Origin of the sequence: Haloarcula amylovorans (genome assembly GCF_004681185.1) — an archaeon.
GTDB classification, from domain to species: domain Archaea; phylum Halobacteriota; class Halobacteria; order Halobacteriales; family Haloarculaceae; genus Haloarcula; species Haloarcula amylovorans.
This window is the reverse complement of record NZ_SRIF01000013.1, coordinates 1-26,327: the sequence shown is the minus strand read 5'-3', so window position 1 is coordinate 26,327 and position 26,327 is coordinate 1. Positions and strand designations below refer to the sequence as shown.

27 protein-coding genes and 1 pseudogene are annotated in these 26,327 nt (G+C 63.6%); 15 read left to right on the top strand and 13 right to left on the bottom strand.

The annotated features are described in order from the left end of the window. The first annotated feature begins 152 nt into the window (after nt 1–152). Together E4S61_RS23205 and ubaA are read left to right on the top strand one after the other, a co-directional pair. Nucleotides 153–1,652: a carboxypeptidase M32 gene (locus tag E4S61_RS23205; RefSeq protein WP_135306203.1), complete on the top strand. Its 1,500-nt coding sequence runs from the start codon at nt 153–155 to the stop codon at nt 1,650–1,652. 196 nt (nt 1,653–1,848) lie between these two features. Beyond that, nucleotides 1,849–2,670, top strand: coding sequence for an SAMP-activating enzyme E1 (ubaA, locus tag E4S61_RS23200; protein WP_135306202.1), 822 nt, complete (start codon nt 1,849–1,851; stop codon nt 2,668–2,670). Nucleotides 2,671–2,682: 12 nt separating this feature from the next. On the opposite strand, the gene E4S61_RS23195 is transcribed toward ubaA, so the two are convergent. Beyond that, nucleotides 2,683–3,594 (bottom strand): cobalamin-binding protein, encoded by a 912-nt coding sequence (locus E4S61_RS23195; protein ID WP_135306201.1) that lies wholly within the window; start codon nt 3,592–3,594, stop codon nt 2,683–2,685. Between the two features lie 150 nt (nt 3,595–3,744). On the opposite strand from E4S61_RS23195, the gene E4S61_RS23190 reads away from it, so the two are divergent. The 4 genes from E4S61_RS23190 (at nt 3,745) to E4S61_RS23175 (ending at nt 6,620) form a co-directional block, all read left to right on the top strand. Beyond that, nucleotides 3,745–4,224, top strand: a complete 480-nt coding sequence (locus E4S61_RS23190) for an RNA-binding protein (RefSeq protein WP_135306200.1) — start codon at nt 3,745–3,747, stop codon at nt 4,222–4,224. A gap of 111 nt (nt 4,225–4,335) precedes the next feature. After that, nucleotides 4,336–4,695: a cell division protein SepF gene (locus tag E4S61_RS23185; RefSeq protein ID WP_135306199.1), complete on the top strand. Its 360-nt coding sequence runs from the start codon at nt 4,336–4,338 to the stop codon at nt 4,693–4,695. A gap of 96 nt (nt 4,696–4,791) precedes the next feature. Further along, nucleotides 4,792–5,736 carry an ABC transporter ATP-binding protein gene (locus E4S61_RS23180; protein WP_135306198.1) on the top strand — a complete coding sequence of 315 codons (945 nt, stop codon included), beginning with the start codon at nt 4,792–4,794 and terminating at the stop codon, nt 5,734–5,736. A 128-nt stretch (nt 5,737–5,864) separates the two neighbouring features. Next, a complete protein-coding gene (locus tag E4S61_RS23175; RefSeq protein WP_245180929.1) occupies nt 5,865–6,620 on the top strand; it encodes an ABC transporter permease in 756 nt (251 codons plus the stop codon). A 225-nt stretch (nt 6,621–6,845) separates the two neighbouring features. Here E4S61_RS23175 and E4S61_RS23170 read toward each other — a convergent pair whose 3' ends face one another. Together E4S61_RS23170 and E4S61_RS23165 are read right to left on the bottom strand one after the other, a co-directional pair. Beyond that, nucleotides 6,846–7,238, bottom strand: coding sequence for a DUF5611 family protein (locus tag E4S61_RS23170; protein ID WP_135306197.1), 393 nt, complete (start codon nt 7,236–7,238; stop codon nt 6,846–6,848). 38 nt (nt 7,239–7,276) lie between these two features. Next, a complete protein-coding gene (locus E4S61_RS23165; RefSeq protein WP_135306196.1) occupies nt 7,277–8,152 on the bottom strand; it encodes a DUF7093 family protein in 876 nt (291 codons plus the stop codon). 171 nt (nt 8,153–8,323) lie between these two features. Between E4S61_RS23165 and E4S61_RS23160 the strand changes: the two genes are divergently transcribed. The 3 genes from E4S61_RS23160 (at nt 8,324) to E4S61_RS23150 (ending at nt 10,874) form a co-directional block, all read left to right on the top strand. Beyond that, the gene (locus E4S61_RS23160) at nt 8,324–9,730 is read left to right on the top strand and encodes a PKD domain-containing protein (protein ID WP_135306195.1); all 1,407 of its coding nucleotides are present in this window, start codon (nt 8,324–8,326) and stop codon (nt 9,728–9,730) included. 484 nt (nt 9,731–10,214) lie between these two features. Continuing rightward, entirely contained in the window at nt 10,215–10,508 is a 294-nt protein-coding gene (locus E4S61_RS23155; protein ID WP_135306194.1) for a hypothetical protein, read from the top strand. A 72-nt stretch (nt 10,509–10,580) separates the two neighbouring features. Further along, nucleotides 10,581–10,874 (top strand): DUF6432 family protein, encoded by a 294-nt coding sequence (locus tag E4S61_RS23150; protein ID WP_135306193.1) that lies wholly within the window; start codon nt 10,581–10,583, stop codon nt 10,872–10,874. Here the strand turns inward: E4S61_RS23150 and E4S61_RS23145 are convergent. Next, nucleotides 10,871–12,046 carry an MBL fold metallo-hydrolase gene (locus E4S61_RS23145; RefSeq protein ID WP_135306192.1) on the bottom strand — a complete coding sequence of 392 codons (1,176 nt, stop codon included), beginning with the start codon at nt 12,044–12,046 and terminating at the stop codon, nt 10,871–10,873. The genes E4S61_RS23150 and E4S61_RS23145 overlap by 4 nt on opposite strands. A gap of 70 nt (nt 12,047–12,116) precedes the next feature. Between E4S61_RS23145 and E4S61_RS23140 the strand changes: the two genes are divergently transcribed. Further along, entirely contained in the window at nt 12,117–12,734 is a 618-nt protein-coding gene (locus E4S61_RS23140) for a transcription antitermination protein (RefSeq protein ID WP_135306191.1), read from the top strand. A 6-nt stretch (nt 12,735–12,740) separates the two neighbouring features. Here the strand turns inward: E4S61_RS23140 and E4S61_RS23135 are convergent, their stop codons facing one another. The 3 genes from E4S61_RS23135 to E4S61_RS23130 are packed head-to-tail and all read right to left on the bottom strand — an operon-like array spanning nt 12,741 to nt 15,105. Then, on the bottom strand, nt 12,741–14,141 hold the full coding sequence (locus tag E4S61_RS23135; RefSeq protein WP_245180922.1) for a hypothetical protein: 1,401 nt from the start codon (nt 14,139–14,141) through the stop codon (nt 12,741–12,743). 2 nt (nt 14,142–14,143) lie between these two features. Beyond that, entirely contained in the window at nt 14,144–14,359 is a 216-nt protein-coding gene (locus E4S61_RS26410) for a hypothetical protein (RefSeq protein ID WP_245180921.1), read from the bottom strand. Continuing rightward, nucleotides 14,356–15,105: an ABC transporter ATP-binding protein gene (locus tag E4S61_RS23130; protein ID WP_135306190.1), complete on the bottom strand. Its 750-nt coding sequence runs from the start codon at nt 15,103–15,105 to the stop codon at nt 14,356–14,358. The genes E4S61_RS26410 and E4S61_RS23130 overlap by 4 nt, the downstream gene beginning before the upstream one ends. A 92-nt stretch (nt 15,106–15,197) precedes the next feature. On the opposite strand from E4S61_RS23130, the gene E4S61_RS23125 reads away from it, so the two are divergent. Beyond that, complete coding sequence (locus E4S61_RS23125; protein WP_135306189.1) at nt 15,198–15,554, top strand: winged helix-turn-helix transcriptional regulator; 357 nt, start codon at nt 15,198–15,200, stop codon at nt 15,552–15,554. Between the two features lie 4 nt (nt 15,555–15,558). Here E4S61_RS23125 and E4S61_RS23120 read toward each other — a convergent pair whose 3' ends face one another. Together E4S61_RS23120 and E4S61_RS23115 are read right to left on the bottom strand one after the other, a co-directional pair. Then, the gene (locus E4S61_RS23120; RefSeq protein WP_135306188.1) at nt 15,559–16,884 is read right to left on the bottom strand and encodes an RNB domain-containing ribonuclease; all 1,326 of its coding nucleotides are present in this window, start codon (nt 16,882–16,884) and stop codon (nt 15,559–15,561) included. 59 nt (nt 16,885–16,943) lie between these two features. After that, nucleotides 16,944–17,225 (bottom strand): DUF7562 family protein, encoded by a 282-nt coding sequence (locus E4S61_RS23115; RefSeq protein WP_135306187.1) that lies wholly within the window; start codon nt 17,223–17,225, stop codon nt 16,944–16,946. Nucleotides 17,226–17,383: 158 nt separating this feature from the next. Between E4S61_RS23115 and E4S61_RS23110 the strand changes: the two genes are divergently transcribed. Continuing rightward, a complete protein-coding gene (locus E4S61_RS23110; protein ID WP_135306186.1) occupies nt 17,384–18,973 on the top strand; it encodes a bacterio-opsin activator domain-containing protein in 1,590 nt (529 codons plus the stop codon). A gap of 247 nt (nt 18,974–19,220) precedes the next feature. Beyond that, nucleotides 19,221–20,192 carry a phytoene/squalene synthase family protein gene (locus E4S61_RS23105; RefSeq protein WP_135306185.1) on the top strand — a complete coding sequence of 324 codons (972 nt, stop codon included), beginning with the start codon at nt 19,221–19,223 and terminating at the stop codon, nt 20,190–20,192. 99 nt (nt 20,193–20,291) lie between these two features. Here E4S61_RS23105 and E4S61_RS23100 read toward each other — a convergent pair whose 3' ends face one another. From E4S61_RS23100 to E4S61_RS23085, 4 genes are all read right to left on the bottom strand, one after another. Further along, the gene (locus E4S61_RS23100; protein ID WP_135306184.1) at nt 20,292–20,882 is read right to left on the bottom strand and encodes a 50S ribosomal protein L15e; all 591 of its coding nucleotides are present in this window, start codon (nt 20,880–20,882) and stop codon (nt 20,292–20,294) included. 558 nt (nt 20,883–21,440) lie between these two features. Then, the gene (locus E4S61_RS23095) at nt 21,441–22,211 is read right to left on the bottom strand and encodes an IclR family transcriptional regulator (RefSeq protein WP_135306183.1); all 771 of its coding nucleotides are present in this window, start codon (nt 22,209–22,211) and stop codon (nt 21,441–21,443) included. A 251-nt stretch (nt 22,212–22,462) separates the two neighbouring features. After that, the gene (locus tag E4S61_RS23090; RefSeq protein WP_135306182.1) at nt 22,463–23,494 is read right to left on the bottom strand and encodes a galactitol-1-phosphate 5-dehydrogenase; all 1,032 of its coding nucleotides are present in this window, start codon (nt 23,492–23,494) and stop codon (nt 22,463–22,465) included. 288 nt (nt 23,495–23,782) lie between these two features. Next, nucleotides 23,783–24,559: an SDR family NAD(P)-dependent oxidoreductase gene (locus tag E4S61_RS23085; protein WP_135306181.1), complete on the bottom strand. Its 777-nt coding sequence runs from the start codon at nt 24,557–24,559 to the stop codon at nt 23,783–23,785. A 122-nt stretch (nt 24,560–24,681) separates the two neighbouring features. On the opposite strand from E4S61_RS23085, the gene E4S61_RS23080 reads away from it, so the two are divergent. After that, entirely contained in the window at nt 24,682–26,130 is a 1,449-nt protein-coding gene (locus E4S61_RS23080) for an extracellular solute-binding protein (RefSeq protein ID WP_135306180.1), read from the top strand. A gap of 41 nt (nt 26,131–26,171) precedes the next feature. Further along, a pseudogene (locus E4S61_RS26885) lies at nt 26,172–26,327 on the top strand (carbohydrate ABC transporter permease); the annotation flags it as partial.

The following is a 26,327-nucleotide window of genomic DNA, read 5'->3' as shown; positions in this document are numbered from 1 at the left end:
CGCTGTTCGATACTCCCCCGTATCGGTCTTTTGGGCCATCTTCGGAGGTGTCTCTTGGCGGATTTATCGCCTCGCCCGAGAGGTTGCGGGGCTGCCGTGCACGCCTTACCGCCGACATTGCACATTTAGGACACCCGACCCAACGGCATGCCATGGCAACGACTAGCGAGATAGATTCCACCTACGAACAGTTCCTCGACCACGTCAAGCGCCTCCACTACGTCGGCGACGCGGGGGGCGTCCTCCAGTGGGACCAGCAAGTGATGATGCCCGAGGGCGGGACCCCCGCTCGCGCCAAGCAGTCCTCCGCACTCTCGACGCTCCATCACGACCTGCTGACCGACGACCAGTTGAGCGAGTGGCTGGACGACCTCGAAAGCGCGGAGCTAGACCCCGAACAGGAAGCCGTCGTCCGCGAAGTCCGCCGCGACCACGAGCGAGCGGTCCGGGTCCCCTCGGACCTCGTCGAGCGCATCTCGGAGGCCTCCTCGAACGCCCTGCCGGTCTGGGAGCAGGCGAAAGCCGAGGACGACTTCGACCACTACGCCGACACCCTCGAAGAGATGGTACAGCTCCGCCGGGAGTACGCCGAGGCCATCGACCCTGACCGCGACCCCTACGAAGTCCTCTTCGAGGAGTACGAGCCCTACCTCGGCATCGACACCGCCGAGGAGGTATTGACGCAACTGCGCGACGAACTCGTGCCGTTGATCGACGACATCGACGACAGCGACGTGACGCTCGCGGACCCCTTCTCGGGCACCTACGACGACGACGTGCAGCACGAACTCGTCGAGGAGGCGCTGGACGTGCTCGGCTACGACTGGGATCACGGCCGCCTCGACACCGCCCCGCACCCGTTCTCGACGGGGACGCAGTTCGATGCCCGCGTCACCACCCGGTTCAAGCCCGACGACCCGATGGACGCCGTCGGGTCGACCATCCACGAGTTCGGTCATGCCACCTACACGCTCGGCCTGCCGCGGGAGGACTACGGGACGCCGCTGGGCGACAACCGCGACCTGACCGTCCACGAGTCCCAATCTCGGTTCTGGGAGAACCACGTCGGTCGCACGCGCCCCTTCTGGGACCTCTTTACCGACACCGCCAACGAGCAGCTGGGAACTGACGCCACGCCCCGCGAGTTCTACGAGGCCGCCAACGAAGTGTACGAGGACAACCTGATTCGGGTCGAAGCGGACGAACTCACCTACCACATGCACATCGTCCTCCGCTTCGAGATAGAGCGCGACCTGATTCGGGGCGACTTAGAGGTCTCGGAGGTCCCGCAGGTCTGGAACGACAAGATGGAGGAGTATCTCGGTGTGCGTCCCGACACCGACGCCGAGGGCTGTCTGCAGGACATCCACTGGACCAACGGCGCGATCGGCTACTTCCCCACCTACTCGCTGGGCTCGGTGCTGGCCGCGCAGTTGGACCACCACCTCCGCGAGGATGTCGGCGACGTGGACTCACTCGTTCGGGCGGGTGACTTCGACCCCATCCACGACTGGCTGACCGAGAACGTCCACCGCCACGGCGCGCGCTACGAAACTGATGACCTCGTGAAGGAAGCCACCGGCGAGTCCTTCACTGCCGACTACTTCCTGGACTACGCTGACGAGAAGTATCACGACCTCTACGACTGCTAGCAACTGGAGCAGCCGATAGCGAATCCGACGGGCACACAACGCAGAACAGCCAGAAACCCCACCCGTGTCGGTTGATTGGCCAGCTACAGAAGGGATTTTTTGGCCGGCTTCGACGTTCCGTTTGGCGGTTGGCGACTCGCCGGTCCCGAACTCACTATCCGACACCTTATCCCCGAGCGCAGACATACGCTCGCGTATGCGACCGGACTTGGACCCCGAGCAACTCGACCGCTACTCACGGCACATCATCATGGACGACGTGGGGCCGGACGGACAGGCGGCGCTGCTCGATACGTCGGTGCTCGTGGTCGGTGCGGGCGGTCTCGGCGCGCCGGTCCTGCAGTATCTCGCGGCGGCGGGCATCGGAACGCTCGGCATCGTCGACGACGACGTCGTCGAGCGCTCGAACCTCCAGCGACAGGTCATCCACGGCGACGACGACGTGGGGCGACCGAAAGTCGAGAGCGCGCGGGAGTTCGTCGCGGGACTGAACCCCGACGTGACCGTCGAGGCGCACGAACTGCGACTCAGCGCCGAGAACGCCACGGACCTCGTGGCCGACTACGACATCGTGGTCGACGCCTCGGACAACTTCGCCACGCGATTTCTCGTCAACGACGCCTGCACGCTGGCTGGCGTCCCCTTCTCTCACGGTGCAGTGTTTCGCTTCGAGGGGCAGGTGACGACCTTCACGGGCGACGATGAAGGCCCGTGCTACCGCTGTCTGTTCCCGAAAGCGCCGCCGGAGGGCACCGTCCCCGACTGCTCGACGGCGGGCGTGCTGGGCGTGCTCCCCGGCACTATCGGCTGCTTGCAGGCGACGGAAGTCGTCAAGGTCGCCCTCGGCTATGGCGAGTCGCTGGACGGTCGACTCTTGGCCTACGACGCCGCCGAGATGAGCGTCGACGAGGTGCCCATCGCGCCCAACCCGGAGTGTCCGGTCTGCGGGTCCGAGCCGGCTATCGAAAGCGTCGCCGACGCCAGTTACGAGGGCCGCTGTGCGCTGACCGGGGAGTAAATCGGAGTTACGCTACGCCCTGAGCGCCGGCAGTTCCTGCACGGCGTCCCGCGGCAGCGTGTCGAACAGGCCAGGGTGCATCACAGCCGCCAGAAACTCTAGCGTGTCGACGAGCCGCGGCCCCGAGCGGTTGACGTAGTGGTGTCCGTCCATCACGTACGTGCGTCCCTCCCGCACCGCGGTCAGGTCGTCGAATCCCGGCCGCTCGGTAACGTCAGCGAGGTTCTCGCGAGTCTGCTCGATATCGAAGCCACAGGGCGCGGCCACGAGCACGTCGGGATTGTACGCACGGACTTCCTCCCACTCACGGGGCCGGGAGTGCGCGCCGGCGTCCTCCATCCCGTAGGTGCCGCCGGCTTTCTCGACCATCTCCGGAACCCAGTGACCGGCGACCATCACCGGGTCCAGCCAGTCGAGGACGGCCACGCTGGGCGTGTCGGGAGCGCGTTCGACGGTCGATTCGACGGCGGCGACGCGCTCGCGGAGGTCAGCCACGAGGTCGGTTGCCGCCGCCTCGCGGTCGATGGCCACGCCGACGCGCTGGATGGATTCGAATAAATCCGCGAGGCTGTGGACGTCCAGCGTCACCACGTCGGCGTCCAGTCCCAGCGACTCGACGGCGGCTTCGACCTGGACGTGGTCGACGGCACAGACGTCACAGACGCCTTGCGTGATGATTACGTCCGGGTCCACACTCGCCAGCGCCTCGCGGTCGATGGCGTAGACGCCGTTACCCGATTCGGCCTCGGCGACCTGTTCGTTGATCTCGTTACTTGACGCCTCAGGGTCGACCCGCGAGCGGTTGACCGACGGCACCTCGCGGGCCGCCGGCGGGTAGTCGCACTCGTGGGAGACACCGACTGGTTCGACTCCGAGGGCGTAGACGATCTCCGTGGCAGAGGGAAGCAGCGTGACGACGCGCATACGGGGGCTACGGACCGTCGGGTCAAAAGCCTCCCCGCACCGAGAGTCGTGGTCTCCCCCTCGAACCTCGCGGTCGGTCAGCCAACGAACGCCGCGTTCGCTCGCCCGTCGTTCGTTACGCTTACGCCCGGCCCCGTCGCAGAGGTTCGTATGAACGTCAAGTCCCGGCACCACCTCCGCTCGGACGAGGTCGACGCCATCGAGTCGGCGTTGGCCGACGAACTCGGCGTCGAACTGGACGCCGACAGCTTCGAGAAGGTCGAATTCGAGGACAGCGACTGGGACGTCGTCCTCGTCGACGGCGAGCCACACGTCCTCTATATCGATGAGGAGCCGTTCCTCACCGTACAGGGCGCGAACGTCTATCCGCCACAGAAGCACGTCGTCACCGTCGACGCGGGCGCAGTCTCGTTCGTCTCCGACGGCGCGGACGTGATGCGACCGGGCATCACCGAGGCCGACCCCGATATCAGCGCGGGCGACCTCGTCGTCATCAACGAGGAGTCCCACGGGAAGTTCCTCGCCGTCGGCCGGGCGAAGACCGACGGCGACGACATGGTCGGCGATTCGGGTAAGGTCGTCGAGTCGATTCACCACGTCGGTGACGACCTCTTCGAGTTCTCGGTGTAGCTTCGCCGACGCCGACCGAGAAATCGTGCCGAAGACCGCTCCGTGACGGTCGTCTGGCACGAGACTTCGTCTGACGAAACCTTGAAACGGGTTGCGCTCGCCGTGAGTGACATGGGACTGATGAGCAAGATTCTCGGCGAGACGGGTTCGTCCCGCAACACCGAGGACTACGTCGAACTGCAGGCCAACGAGTACGACACCGCCAGCGCGGAGGCCGAACGACAGATTCGCATCGCCCGCATCAGCGACAAGCAAGACGTCATCGACATCAAAGACGCCGTCTACGACGGCGACGTCGTCATCGCCGACATCACGCGCCACTCCACGCAGGACCGCACGATGGAACACATCAGCGACGAACTCAAGCAGGTCGCCAACGAGGTCGGCGGGGACATCGTCCAGAAGGACGACGACCAGCTCATCATCACACCGAGCGACGTGGTCATCTCACGCGAGCGACTCGGGCAGTAACTGATTCGCTCTCTGTTCGATACTCTCTCACGCGACTAAGCGGCCTGCACCGCCGCGTTCAACGCGCTTTTCGGTGTCGCTGTGTTTGCGTAGACAATGACCGCTCCCGCGATTCGCGTACGAGATTTACGGAAAGACTACGGCGACGTGCAGGCGCTCGACGGACTTGACCTCACCGTCGAACGCGGCGAGTTCTTCGGACTGCTCGGTCCTAACGGCGCGGGCAAGACGACGTTCATCAACACGCTCGTCGGCCTCGTCCACAAGGACGGCGGCACCGCCGAGGTGTTCGGCTTCGACGTCGAAGACGACTATCGCGAGGCCCGCGACCGCATCGGTCTCGCGCCACAGGAGTTCAACGTCGATCGATTCTTCCCGATTCGGGAAGTCTTACACCATAAGGCCGGCTATCACGGTATCGGCAAGAAGGCCGCCCGAGAACGAGCGGAAGACGCCCTGAAGACCGTCGGCATCTGGGAGAAGCGAGACACTCGCTTCGATTGGCTCTCCGGCGGGATGAAACGACGGTTCGTTCTCGCGCGAGCGCTCGTCTCGAATCCAGATCTGTTGATTCTCGACGAACCGACCGCTGGCGTCGACGTGCAGTTACGCCACGACCTCTGGGACATCATCAACCGGATGAACGACGCCGGGACGACCATCCTGCTGACGACGCATTACATCGAGGAGGCCGAACGCCTCTGTGACCGCGTCGCCATCATGGACAGCGGTCAGAAGGTTGAGGTCGCCGCGCCCGACGACCTGATGGCGCGCGGCACCGACACCATCGAACTCGAACTCGCCGATCCGCCCCGGAGCGCGCCGCGATTGGACATCGACGGTGTCAGCGAGGTCGCGGTCACCGACGACGGCCTCAGCGTCACCGCCGCTGGCGGGAGTCAGACTGCGCCCGAACTGATGCGCGAACTCGAACGCCAGGGCCACACGGTCACGTCGCTCAACATCCGCCGGGCGTCGCTCGAAGAGGTGTTCGTCGACATGACCCGCGACGACCGCGACTACGCGGAGGTATCGGCGTGAGCCGAGACGCCACAGACGGCGGGAACGAGGCCATCGCCGTCGCTGACGGCAGCACCGCCACCGAGGGCGACCAACGCGAACGCGGCGCACCGACGGGGGCTCGCGCTCGCCTCGTCGGTTTCTGGACGCTGCTTCACCGGGAGATACTCCGCTACGTCCGCCGCCCGCGCAATACGTTCCTGCCGCCGATGATCACGAACGTGCTGTACTTCACCGTCTTCGGCGTCGTCCTCGGGCAGCGCATCAGCGGCGGCGACCCCGACGCCTTCGGCGGCGCGGGCTATATCCTCTTCATTCTCCCCGGACTCGTCGTTCTGGGGATGGTCTCGAACGCCTTCGAGAACGCTTCATTCTCCATCTTCCACGGCCGCTGGAACGAGTACATTCACGAGGTACAGACCTCGCCGCTCTCCCATACCGAGATGGTGCTGGCCTACGTCGCCGCCTCGGCTCTACGGGGAATCGTCGTCGGTGCGATTATCTGGGGTGTCGGCCTCATCTTTACGCCCGTCTCCGTTCCGAACCCGTTCTATCTGGTGGCGTTCACGCTCGTCATCCCGACGCTGTTCGCCGGATTTGGGGTCATTGGCGGCCTCTGGGCGCGGGACTTCGACTACCTCACCGTGTTGACCCAGTTTATCATCCGACCGCTGGTGTTCTTCGGCGCGGTGTTCTACCCGCTGTCGGCGCTCTCGGGCATCTGGCGACAGGTTACACTGCTGAACCCGATGGTGTACATGGTCAACGGCGTCCGCTACGGCGTCGTTCCACAGGCCGCCGACATCTCGCCAGAACTCTCGCTGGTCGTTCTCTCCGGCCTGACCGTCACCGTCGTCGCCCTCGACATCGAACTGGTCCGGCGTGGCTACGGACTGGTGGACTGAAGCCGAAGCGGACGCCCAAAGTAGCCGTGCCGAATGCCGGATTGGGGCCGCCTCCGGCGGGGCGGCAAACTATGACAGGGTGCCACGTCGAGTCGCCTGTTCAGGCGACTCCACGACCCGGATATTTTCACGCGCCTCCGGGAAGGGCGTGTGTGAACATATGACATGTACGTATTTATGCATACCGCCACGCTCGCTCTCGGCCGAAGAAAAATCTCGCCGTGCTCAGACGTTGTCGGGTTTGTCCGCGTCGTCCTCGACGGATCGCTTGAGGGAGTCCCGTCGCGCCTTCGCGTCGCGCCCGGTCGCGCCCTCTAAGAAGTCGTTCTTGACGGTGACGGCGTCTTCGGCGGCATCGACGTGCCCCTCGGCGATGACCTCCTCTGCGGGCTTCTCGTCGATGTGGAGCGCCAGTTTATCTTTCTTGCTGCCGAAGCTGACGGTGCCAGCGACGACCCGGTCGAACACGGGGTTGTCCGGTTCGTCTACCACGAGGAGGTCACTCCCGTTGTGTTCCTCTGTGTCCGTAATCTCGCCGAAGTGCTCCTCGACAAACGCTTCCATGTCCGGGACGCGGTCTTCAAGGTGTTCACCCCGCCGCATCTTGTACTCTCGCATGGGCTTCGTTTTGCGAGGCCCCGTCTTACCCTTTGCGTTCACTCGCTACCGGTGACCAGTGTGCCTCTGTGGCACTCCGGGCAGAAGTCACCCGCCCTGAGCGAACTCGCCTCGACATCGGTCGTGAAGCCACATTCCGGACAGCGGAACTGCCCTGCTGGCACGGTGACTGCCTCGCCTTCTGCGGACTCGGCCGCAGCGGACCCGTCGACGGGCTCCTCGGCGGTCAGATCTGTCTCGGGTCGCCACCCGTCGTTCTCACCGTCGTCGCCCGGCTCTTCTGGCCACTGTCCGGGTTCGCGGTCGGTCGTCCCCGCCGCGTCGTCCTCGTCACCGTCGATGATGACGGCGTCGTCCGTTTCCGGGTCGGTCTCCTCGTCGGTGACGGACGCTTCCGTCTCGGCGTCCGGAACCGCCACGTCCGTCGTCGGGTTCTCCAGTTCGCTGTCGCCGCGCCGGTCGTCGTCGTCGTCGCTGTCGTCTAAGATCTCCGCGTCGTCGGCGTCGGGGTCGACTGCCTCGGTTTCGGCCTCGACTTCAGTTTCCGCCTCTGTTCCCGGTTGGGACGCCGATTCCTCGCCGTCGTCTCGTTCCGCTTCGTCGGTCTCCGTCTCCGAGCCGTCCAACGGTTCGCTGTTGGCGAACGAGTCGATGGTGTCTACCGACTCCGTCGATTCCTCGCCGGCTGCCGATTCGCTCTCGGCTTCGTCGGTGACCATATCGCCCGCGATGTCCGACGGCGTCTCGATCGAGGTCACTTCCTTGTTCTCCGAGACGATTCGCGTCTTTCCACACCGCTCGCAGGTCTCCCGTTCCTGGATGGTGATGACGACTTCGCTACCCTGCTCTTCGCGCTCGCGCTCTACGGTGGTCTCACCGTACGTGTGCCCGAGGACGGAACATTTGAGACCCATTGTCAGTGATTGCCGCCGTGACCTACTTAAACCCTGTCTGTCGGTCGCGCGAGGTGAGCGACGACCGACGAGTCACGACAGGCCCTCCTCGTTGAAAAATTCCCGAGCCGGATTGGTTTTTGAAAGGGAAAAACGAAATTTTATAAGCGAAAGCAACCCCAGCGTGAACCGATGCGCTCGGCAAGGATGGTCGTCGCCGCGCTCGCCGTGCTCGTAGTCACAACTGCGACTGGTACGGCCGTCGCCGCCGAGAATCAACCGCCGCTGACCGACGCCGGCCTCGACCAGACAGTCACGGCTAACACCACCGTCTTCCTCGATGCGAACGGCTCGCGTGACCCCGACGGCGCGATCGCCCGCGTCGAGTGGACCATCGAGACGCCATCCGGAAACACCACTATGCCGGCGTGTCCGACCTGCCGCCAGACCGAGTTCAGTCCCAACGCGACCGGTCGGTACGCCGTTACAGTTCGCGCTACTGACGACGACGGCGCGACTCGCACAGACACGCTGTACGTCTCGGTCACGCCCGCACGAGGACCGACGGTCGAAATCTCCGGTCCGGCCACGACGACTCGCGGAAGCGAAACCACGCTTGTGGCGACTGCCAACGCGACGGCGACGAACGTCACACGGGTCGCGTGGTTGCTCAACGGCACCGTCCTCGAAGAAGAGTCCACCACGGGCGAGAACGCGACCAGTATCCTCACGAGCACGTTCGAGACGGCTGGCCGGGTCCCCATTCGCGCCGTCGCCTACGACGAACTGGGCTACAGCGGCACGGCGACCCAGCCGCTGCTCGTCCGAGCGTCGGGCACCGGCGGCGGTAACAATCCCTGTGCGCAGGGCATTACACCCCTCTACACCGATGGGAAGTTCGAGGGCTGTATGAATAGCGCTGATATGATCTACAGCGACGGGAGCGGCAATCGAACTGTCCTTGACGTAAACAACGACGACAAAATTCAGCTGCACGTCGGCGGAGAGCTAACAGATGTTGGTGCCTTCCTCGGAAACGAGACGATCGAGGACTATCGGAATGGTCCGCAAACCGGGTACAACGTCGATGCAATGCTTGAGGCAGCGGAAGAGACGATTGAGGAAAAAGATCAAGATAGTACAGTCGGTTGGGATCCTGAAGCCGCTTCAACCGATAACCAATCGGGATATGTGCCCCCCTCTGCTGGAAGTTCCCAGATAAGTACTGTCCCAGTAGACTCTGCAGACACTAATCAAGATACTGAGGTGGCCGATTACGACAGAGGTGGAGAGCACGATTACAGCTCTACCGATTCTCGAAGCGAGACTGTCAGTGATATGACTGATGGCGCTTCTTCTGCGGGGACGTGGGGCTACGAAGATCATCTTTCGGCAGAAGGGCCGCCCAGCAACAATGTCGTAGAGACTGATAATGGCGGAGGTAGTGGATACGAGCCTCCATCGAATGGCGCAGGAGCGTGCTATACCTGCCACGCTGAAAAGGAGAGTGATAGTTCGCTAAATGATGGGAAGAGTGATTCTTCAGATGAATCTGAAGAAGGTCTCTTAGGTGGAATATCGGATTGGATAAACCTCTGAACAAATACTAATATAGTGATAGAAAATGGATGAAAAGTATGGTGCCAGGGTGGCTTAGGTGATGGATAGCTCAAAAAATATACTACGGAGTTTCTGGAAGATAGCCGTCATCACTCTTCTTCTAGTGAGCGCTGGCTGTAGTGCCTTCGATACCGGCTTGAATTCAGACACTCCTACAGACCGAGACTCAATTCAACCAACGCCTGAGGGAAGTGATAAACCAGTGTCGACAGCATCAGTCGGACCGGGCTCAACTCAAGCACCTACTGATACTCCTGAAGAAAAACCGACTGCTACTGCCACTCCTAGTTCGTCTGCCAATCTATCGACTGAAAAACCGGCTCAGTATCAAAAGTATGAAACGTTCGTTTGGAGTTACAGCGGTGCTCTGGGAGATAGGAATGTCTCCGTTATCGACAGTTCTGTTGATCCGTCGAATGAGAGTGTCACGATAACGTATCTTCTTGACTTAGAGAATTTAGAAATGCAAGATTTCTCGCTAATACGGATCTATGCGTTCCTCGTCGAAGATTACCGAACAGATACGTTCGAATCCGTCGACGAAAGCTACGTCCCGGAACGAGTGAACCATCGCGCTGTCCTCGAACGCGATGGCGAACTGTATCGGACGACATACGTCAACGAGTCGATGGCGAACAAGTTCCTCAGCGAGGAGTGGAGCGGGATTCGCTACTGGGCAGAGTTCCTCCGGACCTTGGAATACGGACCGGGGTCGCCGCATTACACTCCCTCCACAACAGAAGCAGAGCCATCGTAACGCTCGCTGGACGGGCTGTCGCTTGGGCCGATGAGGGACAGACCCAAGAGCCATCCGGGTATAGAGGGGGATATGAGAGCGAAGCCCGAGTACCGTGACCGGGACGAGACGGAGGTTGCGGTGCTCGACGCGCTCGCGGACCGCCACGAGGAGGGGATGACGGTGTTCGAGATTCGGTCGCGGGCGGAGGTGACCATCGACCAGATCGAGGGGGCGCTTTCGGCACTCAAAGAGGACGACCTCATCGAGGTCGAAGACAACGGCGAGCGGACGGTCATCTTACCCGACGAGGATGTCGTCGGGCCAGCGGAGACGGAGGAGGAGACCTCGCTGTTCGAACAGCTTCGCCGGCGGCTCCCGTTTTAGTCCATCGGCGCGACCGCGCAGTTGTTGGGACCGAGTTCGAGTTCGAAAGCGGTGTCCGCGTCGGCGTCGTCGGTCCCGAGGTTGATGGCGACGATGCGCTCGAAGTTGGCCGGCCGCGGCGGGATGTCGGCACAGATGCGCTCGACGAACGTTTTGCGGTCCATCTCGAAAGCGGGGAGGTGTTCACGAATATCTCCTAAGCGGGCGGTATACGTCCCATCGTCGGCGCGTTTGGTGCTCTCGGAGTAGTGCCCCGGCGCGACGAGCGTCTCGTCGGGGACATCGGCGAGTCGCTGGGTCAGCGTCTCGTACAGCGAGCGCGCGAGGTCGCGGGTCCCGTCGGCATCAGATTCGAGGTCAGGCCGGGCGACGCTCTCGACGAAGACGCTGTCGCCGGTGAGGAGGATGTCGCCGACGGCGAAGCCAGTCATGCCGGTTGTGTGGCCGGGCAGGGGGACCGCGGCGAGCGTCGCCGACCCGACGGCAATCGCAGCACTGTCGTCGAGTTCGGTTACGGTGAAGGCAACGCCGCGGTCGGCAGCGCGAGTAGGCAACATCGGTTCGACGCCGTGGTCGACAGCGAGTTTGCGGAGACCGCTGACGTGGTCGGCGTGGACGTGGGTGTCGACGGCGTAGCGGAGCGTGGCGTCGCGGTCGGCGGCGTCGGCAGTGTAGCGGTCGACAAAGGCCCGGAGCGGGTCGACGACGGCGGCGTCGCCGTCGCTGACCACCAGATACGAGAGGCAGCCCGACGAGGGACGCTGGTACTGAAGGACGGTAGCGTCGTCGCAGGGAATCTCGTGACTCTCGTAGAGGCGGGCCCAGCCTTCCATCCCATCGGCGAGGTTGCGGGCGTCGAAACCGTGGTCGGTCAGGAGACCGGCGACGAACGCACTCGCCTCGCCGCGGGCGCAGACGACCGTGACGGGGCCGTCGCCGGCAATCTCCGTGGCGAGGTCCGCCACGCCGTCGGTCACTTTCGCCTGCAGGAACTTGTTGAACGGGAGTTGCGTCGCGGTGACCGACGGGCCGTCGACGTGCCACTGCTCGAACTCGTCGCGGTCACGAACGTCCAGCAGGCGGACGGGGTCGCCGGCGTCGAGGCGGCGTTTTAGGTCGGCCGCCGACAGCGACGGGTGGTCGGCCGGCGGGTCGGGGTGCTCCTCAGCCATACGCGAGCTAGGTGCCGCCGGGCGATAAATCGGGCGGAGGTTCTATGCGCCGAGCGCCCCTCTCGACGGTATGGACGCGGTCGACACACTCGATGCGGTGCGAGAGGCGAGCGCGAGCGAACTGGAACGGCTTGGATCGGACAAGCTGCTCGTCGCGGTGACGGGCGCAAATCTGACGAGCGATGCTGTCCGCGAGGCTGCGATCGCACGCGAACGTGGGAGAGCGAGCGCGCTGGCCACGTGGGCCGATGAGAGCGAAGGCTCGGTCGGGGACCGCTTCGCCGACGCGACTTCGAAGGCGACCGAGCGGGCTGACCGTATCGACACCGTGTCAGAGGTCGGAACGGCGGATGAGGTGGACGCGCTCTCGACGCACCTCAAAACAGTCCAGGGGCCGGCCGCTCGGGTCGGTGCAGGACTCGTGGCGGCCCCGCTCGTCGCCGACCGATTCTATCTGCAGGTTGTGAGCTTCTTCGTCAACGAAGCCGACGAGAACAGTGCCGACACGTTCCGAGAGATACGCGCCGACGCGAGTGATCTCGACCCGGCACGAGACGCGCTCGCGGAACTCGACGACGAGGGGTGCGAGACGGCCCGAGACGCGGCTATCGAAGCGATCGACGTCGCGTACGAGGAGTACGCTGAGACGCTGACCGAGATGGGGCTGGATCCGAAACCGATCTGTTGAGCCGGGTTAGGGGAGACGGTAGGTGGCGACGCGGGTCGCGGCGTAGCGGTAGCTGAGGCCGCCGATGGCACCGAGGAGAACGACGGTGACGCCGAAGCCGACGCCGAGCAAGAGTGCCGTGTTCACGGGGAGGGAAACCGAGAAGGGCGGATCGACGGCGAACAGAAACGCCACACTCGCCGGGAGGACGGCAACGGCGAGGAGGACGAAGTACGACAGGAATGCCCAACTGCTGGGGACGGTCACCTCGCGGCCGTGAACCGACGAGGTCTCGAACTTCGGAAAGACGATGCCTGTTCCGGCGGCGATCGCGGGGGCGGCGAGCGTCGTGACGAACGCCGTAGCGAGGACGGTGCCGAGCGCGGTCGGGTCGAGTCCGGCGACGACGCCGAGACTCCCGACCAGAGCCATCGTCACGGGGAGGCCCGGGAGGATACCTGCGAGAACGAGCCCCGTGAGGAACTCCCGGCCGGAGACGTCCGCAGTCAACGTCAGCGGGAGGACGCGCTCCTCGCCGCCGAGCGGGTTGAGCGTGAACGCCGCGCCGAACGCCGACGCACTGGCCAGTCCCGCCGTCAGCGGGAGCGTCACCGGGGCCGGGCCACCGGTCAGCAGGAACTGACCCTGATAGACGAGCAGGAAGAGCGGCGCGACGGCGAACTGGACGGTGAACGGCGAGCGCTTCGCTCGGAGCCAGGACTTCTGGGCGACCACGCGGGTCGCCGTCGAGACGCGTCCGGTGAGGAGGCGGTCGGAGAGTGTCCGCTCGTCCGCGTCGAAATCGTGGTCCGGTTGTACGGGATCGACGTACCAGACTGCTCGGGCGAGCCATCTGGTCCCGACGGCGGCAGCGACGACGCTCCCGAGGAGGAGCGCCCCGCCGCCGGCCGCTGCGAGCGGGGCGGCCGAAACGTTCGGCAACGCGATGAGGACGACGTCGGAAATCCAGACGAGCGGCGAGTGCGTGACTGCTCGGAGCACCGACTGTTGGACGGACGATACCGTCGAGAGGCCGATCCAGCCGATAACGAGGCCCATCGAGGCGACGGAGCCGATACTGGCACGGTGCCGGGCGACGAATTCCGAGCGAGCGGCGGCGAGCTTCACCGCCAGCCCACCGGCGTAGCCGAGGAGCGTGCCCAGCGCGGTCACGAGTAGCGTCGTCAGCAGGACCACCGGGAAGACGAGCGGGTGGCCGGTCCCGACCGTCAGTCCGACGGCGAGTGCGAGCAGTGGGGCCCCGAGCGCACCGAGTATTCTCCCGAACTCGGCAGTGAGGACCCCTGCGAGTACGTCGGTGTAGGGGATCGTGGTCAGCAGACCGTCGAGTCCGTCGGGTTCACCGATCTGCTTTGCCGAGCGCTGGAGTTCGACGAAGACGACGAGCGCCAGCAACATCGCCAGCACGCTCAGTGCGGCCGAGCGTAGCTGCTGTATGTCGGTTTCTGCGAGCGCACTCGCGCCGAAGTGTGCGACGCGCCGATACCGAGGCTATACAGGGGAATCATGAGCCCGCCACCGAGCAGCATGACGACGCCGCGGGTGCTGTCGCGGAGATTGCGCCACGTGCGGCGCAGTTCGGTGCGAGCGACGAGTCGGACGCGACGGGCGTTCGGCCGAGTCATCGTTCCGCCGATTGCTCGTGCTCGTGCTCGCTCGTCACGTCGAGGAACACGTCTTCGAGCGTGCTGCCAGCCTCGACGTCGTCGGTCAGGTCGGCGGGTGCACCTTCGGCGACGAGGTCGCCGTCGTAGAGCACGCCGACGGTGTCGGCCAGTTCCTCGACGACCGGGAGAATATGCGTCGAGAGGAAGACGGTGGTGTCGGCCGCGGCGACCTCGCTGATGGTGTCACGCACCGTCCGGGCCGCCCGCGGGTCGAGGCCGCTCGTCGGTTCGTCCAGAAAGAGCACCTCGGGTTCGTGCAACAGCGCCTGGACGAGGCCGACCTTCTGTTTCATCCCCTTCGAGTACGTCCCGACGCGGCGGTCGGCGTCCGCGGCGAGGTCGAACCGTTCGAGGAGGGATTCGACGCGGTCCCAGTCTTCGTAGCCGCGCAACCCCGCGATGTACTCCAGTTGCTCGCGGCCGGTGAGCTCCTCGTACAGCGGCGGGTCCTCGGGGAGGACGCCGATGTGTTCGACGACGCTGGCACGGTCGTTCACCGAGTGGCCGGCGACGTGCGCCGTCCCAGAAGTGGGTTCGGTCAGCGTTGTCAGGATGCGGATGGTCGAGGTCTTGCCAGCTCCGTTGGGACCGAGGAAGCCGAACACCTCGCCGGATTCGACGGTGAGGTCGAGGTCACTGACGGCGACGGCGTTGCCGTAGCGTTTGGTCAGGTTCTCTGTGGAGATCGCTGGTGGAGGGCACATATTTCCGATGCCGACCGACTGCTCAATAGGTCTTGTCCACTCGCCTCGGGACTGCCAGTACCTATATGTTCGGCCCACCTGAACGCGAAAGCATGGACTCCGATGGGGAGGGGGTGGGGAGACGCGCCGGCGAACGCCAGCAACTCCGCCGGGCAACCGCCATCTTGGGGAAGAAGTGGCACCCAATCCTGATCCACACTCTTCAGCGAGAAGGCCCCATCGGCTTCAACGACCTCAAAGCATGCGTCGAGGGCATCTCCGATAAGGTGCTCTCGGAGTCGCTCGACGACCTGGAGGCCGCCGGCGTGGTCAGCCGCGATGTCATCGACGCGAAACCCGTCCGCGTCGAGTACGCACTGACCGACGCTGGCACCGACCTCGGGCCGGTCATCGACGAACTGTGGGAGTGGAGTCAGCAGTATCTCCCGGAAAACGAAGCGCCGTCTTGATTCGCTACTCTTCTTCCTCGTCCTCGTCGACGATCTCGATGCCGCGGTTGTTCACCGCGGACGGGTCCAGTCCCACTTCTTCGAGGAACTGTTTGTACTCGCGCTCGCACTGCTCGGCGTCCTTCTGTCGGTCGTTGGCCCGGTCACAGAGCGCTACGAGGTCCTCGGGCACGTCGTTGGTGTAGACGATCCAGTGGTTGATGAGGTCGGAGAGTCGGCGGATGGGCGAGGTGAAGTGACCGTAGATCTCGAAGTTGAGGGCGTGGTGGCCGCCGAAGGGGTCGTTCATGTACCTCGCGCGGGGCATCACCTTCATCACGGCCCACTGGATCTTATCGAGTTGGCGCTGTGGGGCGTCTTCGAGCGTCGCGTTGACGGCCTTGCGCGGGTCGTCCCACGCCGAGCCGGGGATGGAGACGCCGTCGAGTTCCTGAATCTCGACTAATGCCTCGTCCCACTCGTCGGGGCTGGGTTGCGGGTGAACGCGGTACATCGCCTCGACGCCGCGGCCCCACATGAGCTCGTGGGTGACGGCTTTGTTGGCCTTCAGCATGCACTCCTCGATGATGGTGTGGGCGCGGTCCCGCGCGGGGTTGAGGACGAGCGACCCCTCCTCCTTTCGCTGTTCGTGCATCCGGTCGGCCAACTCCCAGACCTCGCGGGTCTTCTCGGCGAGGTCGACGGCTTCGTCTTCTAAGTGATCCCCGGCGGTGTCCGGGTCGTCGAGTAAGTTCTCGGCCTCGGTGTAGGTCAGACGGGCGTCGCTCTCGATGATGGACTTGTAGATCTCGATCTCGTCGTAGCCCAAGTCCTCCTTGTCGAGGTGCATCTCGACGGTGTGGGCCAGTCGGTCCTCGTTGGGGACCAGCGAGCAGACGGTCTCCGCGAGCACTGGCGGGAGCATGTGGATGGTGTAACCGGGCAGATAGACGGTGTTGCCGCGCTCGACGGCCTCGTCCCACATCGCGGTGTCGGGGTTGACGTAGTGGGTCACGTCGGCGATGTGGACCCACAGGACGTACTCGTCGTCGCGCTCCTCGACGGAGATGGCGTCGTCGAAGTCTTGGGCGTCGATTGGGTCGGTCGTCCACGTCGTCAGGTCCCGGAGGTCCCGGCGCTCCTCGCCTTCCTCCTGAATCTCGGCTTGCACGTCCTGTGTGCGTGCTTTGGCCTCTTCGAGGACTTCCGGCGGGAACTCGTCGCGGATGCCGAACTTCTCGAACAGTTCCTCACGTTTGTTCTCCAGATGGCGGGCGACTTCTTCGTCGATTTCGACGGGGCCCTGCCCCTCCGGCGTCCCTGCGGCCGACTGGGCGTCTTCGGTGGTCATGCCCCCGGCTACGCCCAGGGTGTAGTTAGGACTGTCGGGGTGGGGATTTCGGCCGCTCGCTACTCTCGTTCCGATCCGCTCCGAGACAACTCCCGAAACTGCTCCAGAAAGGTCCCGCGGTCGGTCTCACCCGCGCCGGCGGCGTCGAGCGTCGCTTCGAGGTCGCCTCTGGGATGGCGAGACATCTCGCTGAAACAGGCCTTACAGACGTACTCGAAGGTCTTATCACGGCGCTCCCACCGGTCGCCGTGCTTGTCGTATTCGCGGGCGTCCGACCGCGAGAGGCGTTCCCCGCAGGCGATGCAGGTCACCATCTCCCGGTCTGTCCGGGAGCCGAACATACCTCGAGATAGCGACTGCCACGGTATAGATTTTTCCGCCCGGGCAACTCCTCGGGGGGACGTTTCTGATACCTATCTGATGGGGCTGGCCGTCCACACGTTTATTCGCCTGCCGCCATTACACCAGCTATCGGCCCATCCGTGCCGGATCTACCGCGATGAAGCCACCAGAGACACTCGCGCGTTCGACGCTCGATACGCTGCCCATCAACGTCGCCGTCCTCGACGACGACGGCACGATCCTCGTGACGAACCGTGCCTGGCAAGAGTTCGCCGGCGTGGACGACGGCGACATGCAGGGCGTGAACTACTTCGAGACGACGGATGTCGAAGCCGACGAGTACGCCGCCGAGGCCGTCGCAGGGTTGAAAGACGTCATGGACGGCGATCGCGACCTCTTTACTCTGGAGTATCCGTGTCACTCCCCCGAGGAGAAACAGTGGTTCATGATGCGCGTCGCGCCGTTGCCACCCGAGGAAGCGGGCAGCGTCGTCGTCGCGCACGTCGATATCACACAGCGGAAACTAGCGGAGTTGGACGCCGAGCGCCGCAGTGAGCAGTTGCAAGCGGAGCGCTCGAAACTGGAACACCTCGTCGACCGACTCGACGGCCTCATCACGGCGGTCGTCGGCGACGTGATGACCGCGGGGTCGCGCTCGGAGATTCAACAGACGGTCGTCGACCGACTGGCGACTGTCGATTCTTACCGCTTCGCGTGGATCGCCGAATTCGATGTCCGTGACGAGACGCTTCGTCCAGCGGCGGTGTCAGCTGACGGAACCGACGGCGAGACGGACGTCGGTATCCCGATGGCCGACGACGACCCTGTTGCAGTCGCCGCCCGAACCGAGTCGACGCAGGTCGAGACCGGCGAGATACGCGCTGTCCACCGAACGCTCGCAGGCGAGGATGTCGAGTCGCTGGCGGCCGTCCCGCTCGTCGCTGGGGAGTCACTCTACGGCGTACTCACCGTCTATGCCGACAGAGGCGACGTGTTTGACTCGCGCGAACGGGCCGTCCTCGGAGCCGTCGGACAGGCGGTCTCGACGGCGATCGACGCGACGGAGACCAGCCGCCTGCTCAGGGCTGACAACTTCACCGAACTGGAACTCCAGATACGCGACGACGACATCTTCTTCGTCTCGCTGGCCCGCGAACTGGGCTGTCGGCTGGAGTACGGCGGCAGCGTCGCGGGCGACGAGGAGTCAGCGATGTTCTTCCTCGTCGAGACCGACGACCCCTCGACGGTGTGTGCGACGGCTGCCGACCACCCGCAGGTCAGCGCCGTCACACACGTCTCGACGGCGGAGTCGATGTCGCTGTTCGAGTTCACCGTCGCGGACCCACCCGTCATCTCGCTACTGGCCGACCGAGGGGCCGAGACCCGTGACATCGTCGTGACACCCGACCACGCCGTCGTTACCGTGATGCTCCCGGCCGCCACCGAGACCCGTGCTGTGGTCGAACACGTCCGGGACGTCTACCCCGGGACGGACCTGCTGTCGGTCCGTGACCGCGACGAACCGCCGATGTCGCGGCAGGCGTTTCTCGCCACGCTCGAAGACAATCTAACCAACCGCCAGTTGACGGCGCTGCGCAAGGGGTACCTCGGCGGCTTCTTCGAGTGGCCCCGTGACGTCTCGGGCGAGGAACTGGCCGAATCGATGGACATCTGCCCCTCGACGTTCCACCAGCACCTCCGCGCTGGCGAGCGGAAACTGCTCGAAGCGGTCTTCGAAACCTGGTGACACGTCCGGGTCCGACAGGCGAGCCGCCGCGCCGTCCCTCCAAAGCAGTTGGGCACACAGTTTAAAGTCGCACTCTCCCTATTTGTATGTAGACGAAGTGTCACTCGACTATCGAATACCGCCGTCAGTATCGGGCGGAACGAAACTCGAATACCGGCGGCGTGCGTGACGGGACCGACCACGTTCCATACCCCCGGCTGTCGAGATTCCGAGTATCGTCCGCTGACCACGCTGTCGACAGAACTCAATGCCATCTGATAATATCCGCACCAGCAAATCGATCCAACAGCAGACCGGTCGGACGTTTCACCTCGCTACCCGCCTACTTCCGGAACGTATCCGCTATCCGACCTACGTGATGTACGCCTTCTTCCGTATCGCGGACGAGGTGGTCGACCAACCCGACGGTCCGTCGCCAGCGGTCCAGCACGAACGGCTCGAAGCGATCCGGGAGACTGCACTTGGAAACCGCGAACCGGACGACACCGACGACGGCGTCGTCCTCTCGGCGTTTCAGGATCTCCGTGCCGAACACGCCATCCCCGACGAGGAAGTGAACGTCTTCGTCGACGCGATGGAGATGGATATCGACCAGGCCCGCTACGAGACGTTCGAGGACCTCCGGGGGTATATGCGCGGGTCGGCCGTCGCCGTCGGCAACATGATGACGATGGTGATGGACCCGCCCGGGAAAGAGGAGGCGCTCCCCCACGCCGCCGCGCTGGCGGAGGCGTTTCAGCTCTCGAACTTCCTCCGTGACGTGCGCGAGGACATCCACGACTACGGCCGGGTGTATCTCCCACAGGAGACGCTTTCCCGCCACGGCGTCACCGAAGAGCAACTCGCAGACGCCGATGTCGACGACGCGTTCCGTGCGGTGATGGAAGAGGAGTTGACCCGTACGGAGGAACTGTACCGCGAGGGCGTCACGGGCATCCGCTACCTGCCCGAGGACTGCCAGCTCGGCGTCCTGCTGGCGGCGGTGCTGTACGCGGAACACCATCGGCTCATCCGGGAACGGGGGTACGACGTACTCACGGCGACGCCGGAACTGACCCGCCGCCGTCGCCTCTGGCTCTTGGCTCGGACGTGGTGGCACTGGCGGCGCAACAGCGACCCCGAAGCCACGTTCTACGCCGTCAGCGCCGTCTCTGAACGCGGTTCGGGGACGACGCCGACGGAAGTCGCCAGCCACGGCCAGCCGACGTGGCGCGGGTGAACACCACCAGTTTCGCTCACCACGGCACTGTCGCCACTCCCGGCTGAGAGCGCACGGAGAAAACAGCGAGAGTAGCGTGAAAACGGAGCGGTCGGTCGCTTACTTGCCCTTGCCGCGGTTCGACCGAATCGAAGGTCGGGTCTTCTCTGCACCCTTGCCCTTCGTGTCGAGACCACGGTTGCGACGGCCGGCACCGGTCAGGCCGCGGAAGACGCGGTCTGTCTGGTGGTCCTCACAGATCCACGAGAGGTCGTCGTCGTTCTGGATCGCCGGGTGTTCGGGGTCGACGAGGATGATCTCGTGCCACTTCTGGCTGCCGTCCTGTCCGACCGAGTAGCTGTTGAGCACGCGCAGGTTCGGATAGACTCGGGCGGCGCGTTCCTCGGCGACGCGCTGGATGTCTTTCCGGCGAGTGATGCGCGTGACGCCCTGACGCTTCGACCGGCGGCCGGCTTTGTGACGCTGTTTGCGCGCGCTCCCCTTGCGGACGGAGACGCGAGCGACGACGACGCCCTGCTTGGCCTTGTAACCCTGCGAGCGGGCCTTATCCAGGCGAGTCGGTCGCTCGATGCGCTCGACTGCGCCCTGGTCGCGCCACTCCTGTTGTCGCTGCCACTGCAGCTCGGCGAGTTTGCCTTCCTTGGGGCTCTGCCACGCGTCTCGGATGTACGAGTATGCACTTCGTGCCATTGTGTTTCACCACGGGCGTTGCGTGGTTCAAGTCGCCTGCGACGAGTGCCGCGGCGGCTCACATCCCGACCTGCACACGCAGGTGCCCGCTGGTGCCCGTCGTCCAGCGAGTTACCGATTGTTCCGTATTCGCGCCCTTAAACAGTTCGAACTGTGGTCACGCGTGTGGCGGTCTGACAGTGGACGAGGGACGGAGATGACTTGTGGACCGACTGCGATAGCCGAGCGACAGCGGAGACGACGACAATGGAAGCGGGCATGCCACTTCCAACGACAACGGTATCTGCTGCCGCGATCACTCTCTATATAGTGCTATATTTGGGTAGTTCTCGGCGCTTTAGCGAATAATAGGTAGATCTATGCAGATTATATTCTTATTTGGGGAAATTCAAATATGTAACGCCCAAAACACGGCCATATTCTTGATATCTGTGATAATATGGGGGCATATTTAGAATGTCTATTTCCACCAGCTGTATTTGGGCGACAGGATCTTATCGAGACCCAGTACGACAGACTACGTGAGTAACACATGTACTGGTGTTATTTGGGTGCGTTCTATCCGTTGCTCGTGAGCGTGACCTGCACTGACTTCGCAGTACTGAGCACTTGGCCAGTGACGTCTTCTTCGAGATATCGGCCACTCAGTCGATCGACGGGACCACAGACACCGAGCGCGGCGACGTAATCCGCTTCGCCCGTGTAGATCGGCGCGGCGACGCCGACGATCCCCTCGTATTGTTCTTCTCTGCAGAACGCTATGCCGTCGTCTCGGATACGGCTGATCTGGTCTTCGAGCGCGTCGGTGTCGGTGATCGTGGCCTCAGTCAGCGCGTGGAGTTTGGTACCGTCTACTATCTCCTCGACGCGGTCGTCGGACAGCGAGGCCAGTATCGACTTCCCCGGTGCGTTGACGTGAATCGGGAGCCGTTCGCCCTCCCGGAACTCGGGATCCCACCCATTCGACGGCTGAGAGATGTACGCCGGGACAGCCGCGCTCGCTTCGAGAACGAACAGCGTGGTGGTCTCACCACTCGCGGCCGCGAGGTTGTCGAGGGCCTGCTTCGCGTCCCGGTAGATGGGCAGTTTCTCCCGTGTCCGGTTGCCCAGATTCAGCGTCCGCAACGACGGTTCGTAGCCCGCTGATCGCTTGACGACGTAGCCGCGTGCGCGAAGCGTCGAAAGGTGGTTGTGAACGACGCTCTTCGAGACGCCGACGCGGTCGGCCAGGGCCGTGACGCCCAGCGGTTCCTCGTGAGCGACGAGCGCTTCGAGGATCGACAGCGAGGTTCCGGTTGCTTCGACGGCATATTCCGGTGTGTCGTCCATACAGACGCCACGAGTGGGACAGTGAAAAACCTGTTCTTTAGAGCAGAACACTCCTGACTTTGTCAACAGTTCGCATGCCAAATCTATCATGGTTTTCCGGATATATATGGTTCGTTTGCGCGCGTAGCTGCGGAAATCTATTCGTTCTGTAGAGAAGAACAGCGTCGTTGTCCCGACGTGGCAATAGCGGCTCGACTACGTGGGGAGACTGGACAGACGGAACGTAAAACACGTCGCTACGGAGGGTGCGGTCAGTCGCGGCCGGGGACGACGATTTTCTTCAGTCCCTCGGCGTTGCCCATCCGCTCGAAGGCCGTTGGCAACTCGTCGAGCCCGATTCGCTCCGTGATGAGCGAGTCGGCGTCGACGCGATCATATCGGAGCATTGTGATGGCTCGCTCGAAGTCCTCCGTGGTCAGGGAGTACGATCCCCGATAGCCCACCTCGTCGAAGAACACGTCGAACGGGCTGATTTCGAGCGTCGCGTCCTGTTCGGGGACGCCGAAGATGAGGGTAGACCCGCCTTTGGCAGTGACCGCGTTGGCTTGCTCGATAGTCGGGACGAGGCCGATAGCCTCGACGCCGACGTCCACCGGGCCGCCGGCGGCCTCGGGGATGGCTTCTTCGGGGTCGACTTCGTCGGGATCGACGACGGCGTCCGCGCCGAGTTCGGCCGCGAGTTCGCGCCGCTCCGGGTCGAGTTCGGAGACGACGATGGGGGCGGCACCGGCGTTGCGGAACGCCTGTAACAGTAAGAGTCCGATGGGACCGGCACCGATGATGGCGACGCTGTCTCCCGGTGTGAGGTCTACCTGCTCGACGCCGTGGACACAGCAGGCCAGCGGCTCGGCCAGTGCGGCCCGTTCGAAGGACATGTCGCCGATGTCCTCGACGTTGATGGCTGGGACGCGGACGTACTCGGCGAACGCGCCGTCGAGGATGGTGTCGCCCGCGCCGCCGATACTGGTGTTGTTCTCACAGAGGTGCGTCTCCCCGCGTTTGCAGTACGAACAGGCGTTACAGGGAACCGTCGGGTTGACCGCGACGCGATCACCTGCTTCGAAGCCGGTAACGTCGCTCCCGGCATCGGCGACGGTACCCGCCGCCTCGTGGCCCGGCACCAGCGGCGTCTCGATGGGGAATGTGCCGTGGTACATGTGGTAGTCGGTCATGCAGACGCTACAGGCACCGACCTCGACGAGGACCTCGTCAGCTGCCGGTTCCGGTCGCTCGCGCTCCTCTACCGTAATTTCGCCGATGTCCGTCAGTGTCGATGCGCGCATTATCTGCCTCCTTCGGTGTCTCTGATGGTCGGTCGCTCGGTGCGTTTCGGAGTGTGTCTGTCTGGTCTCATAGGTGCTCGCTTTGGTTCGTTCGTTCCGTCGCTCCAGTGACGTGACCGGTCAGTTCCGTCACGTCGCGCGTCACGTTGTGCCCCGTTGCCAATGGTTGTGAGTCCAACGCCGCCCGAGTACCGTTTCCAGTCGGTGACGACAGTCGACGCCTCGGTCCAACGAGGGGAACTATTCCGGTCACGAGATAAATAGCTTGTTGCTGGGGTCGCTGTGGGGTTATCGGTTATCCAGTCGCCAGCTATCGATGGGGACCTGCCCGCCGTCAACGCGGAGCTCGTGGCCGTTGATGTAGTCGCTGGCCGGCGACGCGAGAAACACCATCGCGTTGGCCACGTCCTCCGGGTCGGCGAACCGCCCGAGCGGGTTGTTGTCCAGAATCTGTTCGGTGACGGCGTCGCTGAACTCGTCCGTCATCCGTGTGTCCGCCCAGCCCGGCGCGACGGCGTTGACCCGCACACCTTCTCGGCCGAGCTCCAGCGCGAGACTCTTTGTCAGTCCGAGCAGGCTGAACTTGCCGACGTCGTAGGCCGGTGACATTCCGACGGCGTTCTTGGTGTGTATCGAGGTGGTGTTGACGATCTTCCCGTACCCCTGCTCGACCATCCCGTCGACGACTTCGCGGATGCAGTTCAGCGACCCGTGGAGGTGGACGTCGAGGTTCAACTGGAAGGTGTCGTCGTACTGCTCGTCGAGGAACGGACCGGCGTCGCCGACGCCGGCGTTGTTCAGCAGTACGTCGATAGTGCCCAACTCTTCGGTCGCCGTCTCGACCATCGCGGCGACTTCGGCGCTGTCGCTCACGTCGGCACCGATACCGACGGCGTCCGCGTCGATATCTCGAAGTTCAGCGGCGGTCGATTCCGCCACCTCGGCGTCGAGGTCGTTGACGACGACGCTCGCGCCGTTCTCTGCGAACTTCTCCGCCGCTGCTTTTCCCATCCCTCTGCCGCTTCCAGTGATGAGGACGGTCTGGTCTGTGAAGTCGTACTCCATACAGCAATCGGTTTTTCACCTATAATATATAATGATTGGGGGTGGGGCACCGTGTATCGTACTCTACAAATGATTAACTTTATTGCCTATGGGGGATTCGTTGGCAGGTGAGGCGGAGACCAATGACAAGCGAGCGCAATCGATATCAGCACAAGAGGCGTAACTTCATCAAAGCGGCCAGTGTCGGCCTTCTCGGCGGTCTTGCCGGGTGTACGCGGGGCGGTAGCGGTGGCGACGGAGGCGGCGGTGGCGGTAACGGATCGAGCGGAAACGGGTCGAGCGGGACCAGCAACGACGGGGAACTGCCCATCTCGCTCGATAAGTACACCGGGGCCGACATCGAGTGGAAACAGTTCGAGGGGTCGTCGATCAATATCGGTGCCGTCAGTCACGCGTGGGTCGACAACATCAAACCGGCCGTTCCGGTCTTCGAGGAACTGACCGGCATCGACGTCGTCTGGAACGTCCTGCCGGAACAGCAGTTCCGGACCAAGCGACAGACAGACGTCAGCACGGGCGCTGGTCAGTTCGACGTCTTCTTCATGGACCAGGTCGTCAACCAATTCCGCGAAGAAGGGTGGATACAGCCCCTCGATCCCTACTTCGAGGACAACAGCCTGTACGACGAGAACTGGTACAAACCGGACGACCTCTTCGAAGCGTCGAGAGTGCAGGCCCACGGCGGTGGTTACACCGACAAATGGACTGGCCTGCCGATTACCGTCGAGGTCCTGACCCAGTTCTATCGGACTGACCTCTACGAGAAACACGGACTCGAAGTCGCAGAGACTCTCGAGGAGTTCCGGCAGAACGCTAAGACCATCCACGAGAACGAATCTGACATCGTCGGGACAGTGGGCCGGGGACAGAAGGGCTACGGGATGAACATCTACATCCAGAACATGTTCCTCCGAGAGTACGGAGCACAACTTTGGGACAGCCTCCCGGACGACTCCGGACTCGACTCGGAAGGGGCCATCAGCGCGGCGGAGTGGTACTCTACGCTGTTGCAGGACTACGGTCCCGAAGGCGCGTCCAGCCAGACGTGGTCTGATGTCCTCTCGACCATGCAGGAGGGCCGTGCAGGTCACATCGTCAGCGACGCCAACCTGTTCTGGCCCGGATTGACGGGCTCGGACTCGTCGGTTGGTGACTCTATCGGCATCGCGAAGGCACCCAAACCGGCCGACGGCCAGTTTGCCCCGAACGCGTTCAACTGGCAGATCTCCACGTCGAAGAATGCCAAGAACTCCGAGCAGGCGTTCCTGTTCATGCTGTGGGCGACCTCGGAGCCGACGAACACGTGGATGCACCTGAATAGCAGCGCCGCGTTCTCCGTGCGTCAGTCCGTCTGGGAGAACGAGGAGTTCCGTTCGCGTGTCGGCGACAACTTCGCGCAGGTCACGCTCGAATCCCTGCAGGAAGCGAAGCCGGACCCGTTCGACGCCAAGTATCCCGAGTGGGGTCAGCGATACTCCGAGGAACTGCAACGCGCCATCGCCGGCCAGAAGTCCGCCGAAGCCGCGATGACCAATGCGGCGCAGGCCGCCGAGGACATCTACAGCGGCTAACGCGTGACTGCTAAGCCGTATCATAATATGTCACTCCACCCATGAGCACACCAACACAAACGGAAACGACGAGTAAGCCAGCCCTCGCCAGGGTACGGGATGTCTGGAACGACTACCTCCCGTACTGGTTCATCGCACCGATGGTGCTGGTGATGGTGATGATCACCTTCTTCCCCGGTGCCTACGACCTGTACCTC

Coding starts and splice junctions, on each gene's coding strand:
- E4S61_RS23120 (WP_135306188.1), bottom strand. CDS start 16,884: ATGACCACCGAAGACGCCCAGTCGGCCGCAGGGACGCCGGAGGGGCAG.
- ubaA (WP_135306202.1), top strand. CDS start 1,849: ATGCGACCGGACTTGGACCCCGAGCAACTCGACCGCTACTCACGGCAC.
- E4S61_RS23190 (WP_135306200.1), top strand. CDS start 3,745: ATGAACGTCAAGTCCCGGCACCACCTCCGCTCGGACGAGGTCGACGCC.
- E4S61_RS23165 (WP_135306196.1), bottom strand. CDS start 8,152: ATGGGTCTCAAATGTTCCGTCCTCGGGCACACGTACGGTGAGACCACC.
- E4S61_RS23205 (WP_135306203.1), top strand. CDS start 153: ATGGCAACGACTAGCGAGATAGATTCCACCTACGAACAGTTCCTCGAC.
- E4S61_RS23115 (WP_135306187.1), bottom strand. CDS start 17,225: ATGTTCGGCTCCCGGACAGACCGGGAGATGGTGACCTGCATCGCCTGC.
- E4S61_RS23150 (WP_135306193.1), top strand. CDS start 10,581: ATGAGAGCGAAGCCCGAGTACCGTGACCGGGACGAGACGGAGGTTGCG.
- E4S61_RS23160 (WP_135306195.1), top strand. CDS start 8,324: ATGCGCTCGGCAAGGATGGTCGTCGCCGCGCTCGCCGTGCTCGTAGTC.
- E4S61_RS23185 (WP_135306199.1), top strand. CDS start 4,336: ATGGGACTGATGAGCAAGATTCTCGGCGAGACGGGTTCGTCCCGCAAC.
- E4S61_RS23100 (WP_135306184.1), bottom strand. CDS start 20,882: ATGGCACGAAGTGCATACTCGTACATCCGAGACGCGTGGCAGAGCCCC.
- E4S61_RS23140 (WP_135306191.1), top strand. CDS start 12,117: ATGGACGCGGTCGACACACTCGATGCGGTGCGAGAGGCGAGCGCGAGC.
- E4S61_RS23145 (WP_135306192.1), bottom strand. CDS start 12,046: ATGGCTGAGGAGCACCCCGACCCGCCGGCCGACCACCCGTCGCTGTCG.
- E4S61_RS23085 (WP_135306181.1), bottom strand. CDS start 24,559: ATGGAGTACGACTTCACAGACCAGACCGTCCTCATCACTGGAAGCGGC.
- E4S61_RS23155 (WP_135306194.1), top strand. CDS start 10,215: ATGCAAGATTTCTCGCTAATACGGATCTATGCGTTCCTCGTCGAAGAT.
- E4S61_RS23095 (WP_135306183.1), bottom strand. CDS start 22,211: ATGGACGACACACCGGAATATGCCGTCGAAGCAACCGGAACCTCGCTG.
- E4S61_RS23130 (WP_135306190.1), bottom strand. CDS start 15,105: ATGTGCCCTCCACCAGCGATCTCCACAGAGAACCTGACCAAACGCTAC.
- E4S61_RS23125 (WP_135306189.1), top strand. CDS start 15,198: ATGGACTCCGATGGGGAGGGGGTGGGGAGACGCGCCGGCGAACGCCAG.
- E4S61_RS26410 (WP_245180921.1), bottom strand. CDS start 14,359: ATGACTCGGCCGAACGCCCGTCGCGTCCGACTCGTCGCTCGCACCGAA.
- E4S61_RS23080 (WP_135306180.1), top strand. CDS start 24,682: ATGACAAGCGAGCGCAATCGATATCAGCACAAGAGGCGTAACTTCATC.
- E4S61_RS23180 (WP_135306198.1), top strand. CDS start 4,792: ATGACCGCTCCCGCGATTCGCGTACGAGATTTACGGAAAGACTACGGC.
- E4S61_RS23110 (WP_135306186.1), top strand. CDS start 17,384: ATGAAGCCACCAGAGACACTCGCGCGTTCGACGCTCGATACGCTGCCC.
- E4S61_RS23195 (WP_135306201.1), bottom strand. CDS start 3,594: ATGCGCGTCGTCACGCTGCTTCCCTCTGCCACGGAGATCGTCTACGCC.
- E4S61_RS23090 (WP_135306182.1), bottom strand. CDS start 23,494: ATGCGCGCATCGACACTGACGGACATCGGCGAAATTACGGTAGAGGAG.
- E4S61_RS23105 (WP_135306185.1), top strand. CDS start 19,221: ATGCCATCTGATAATATCCGCACCAGCAAATCGATCCAACAGCAGACC.
- E4S61_RS23170 (WP_135306197.1), bottom strand. CDS start 7,238: ATGCGAGAGTACAAGATGCGGCGGGGTGAACACCTTGAAGACCGCGTC.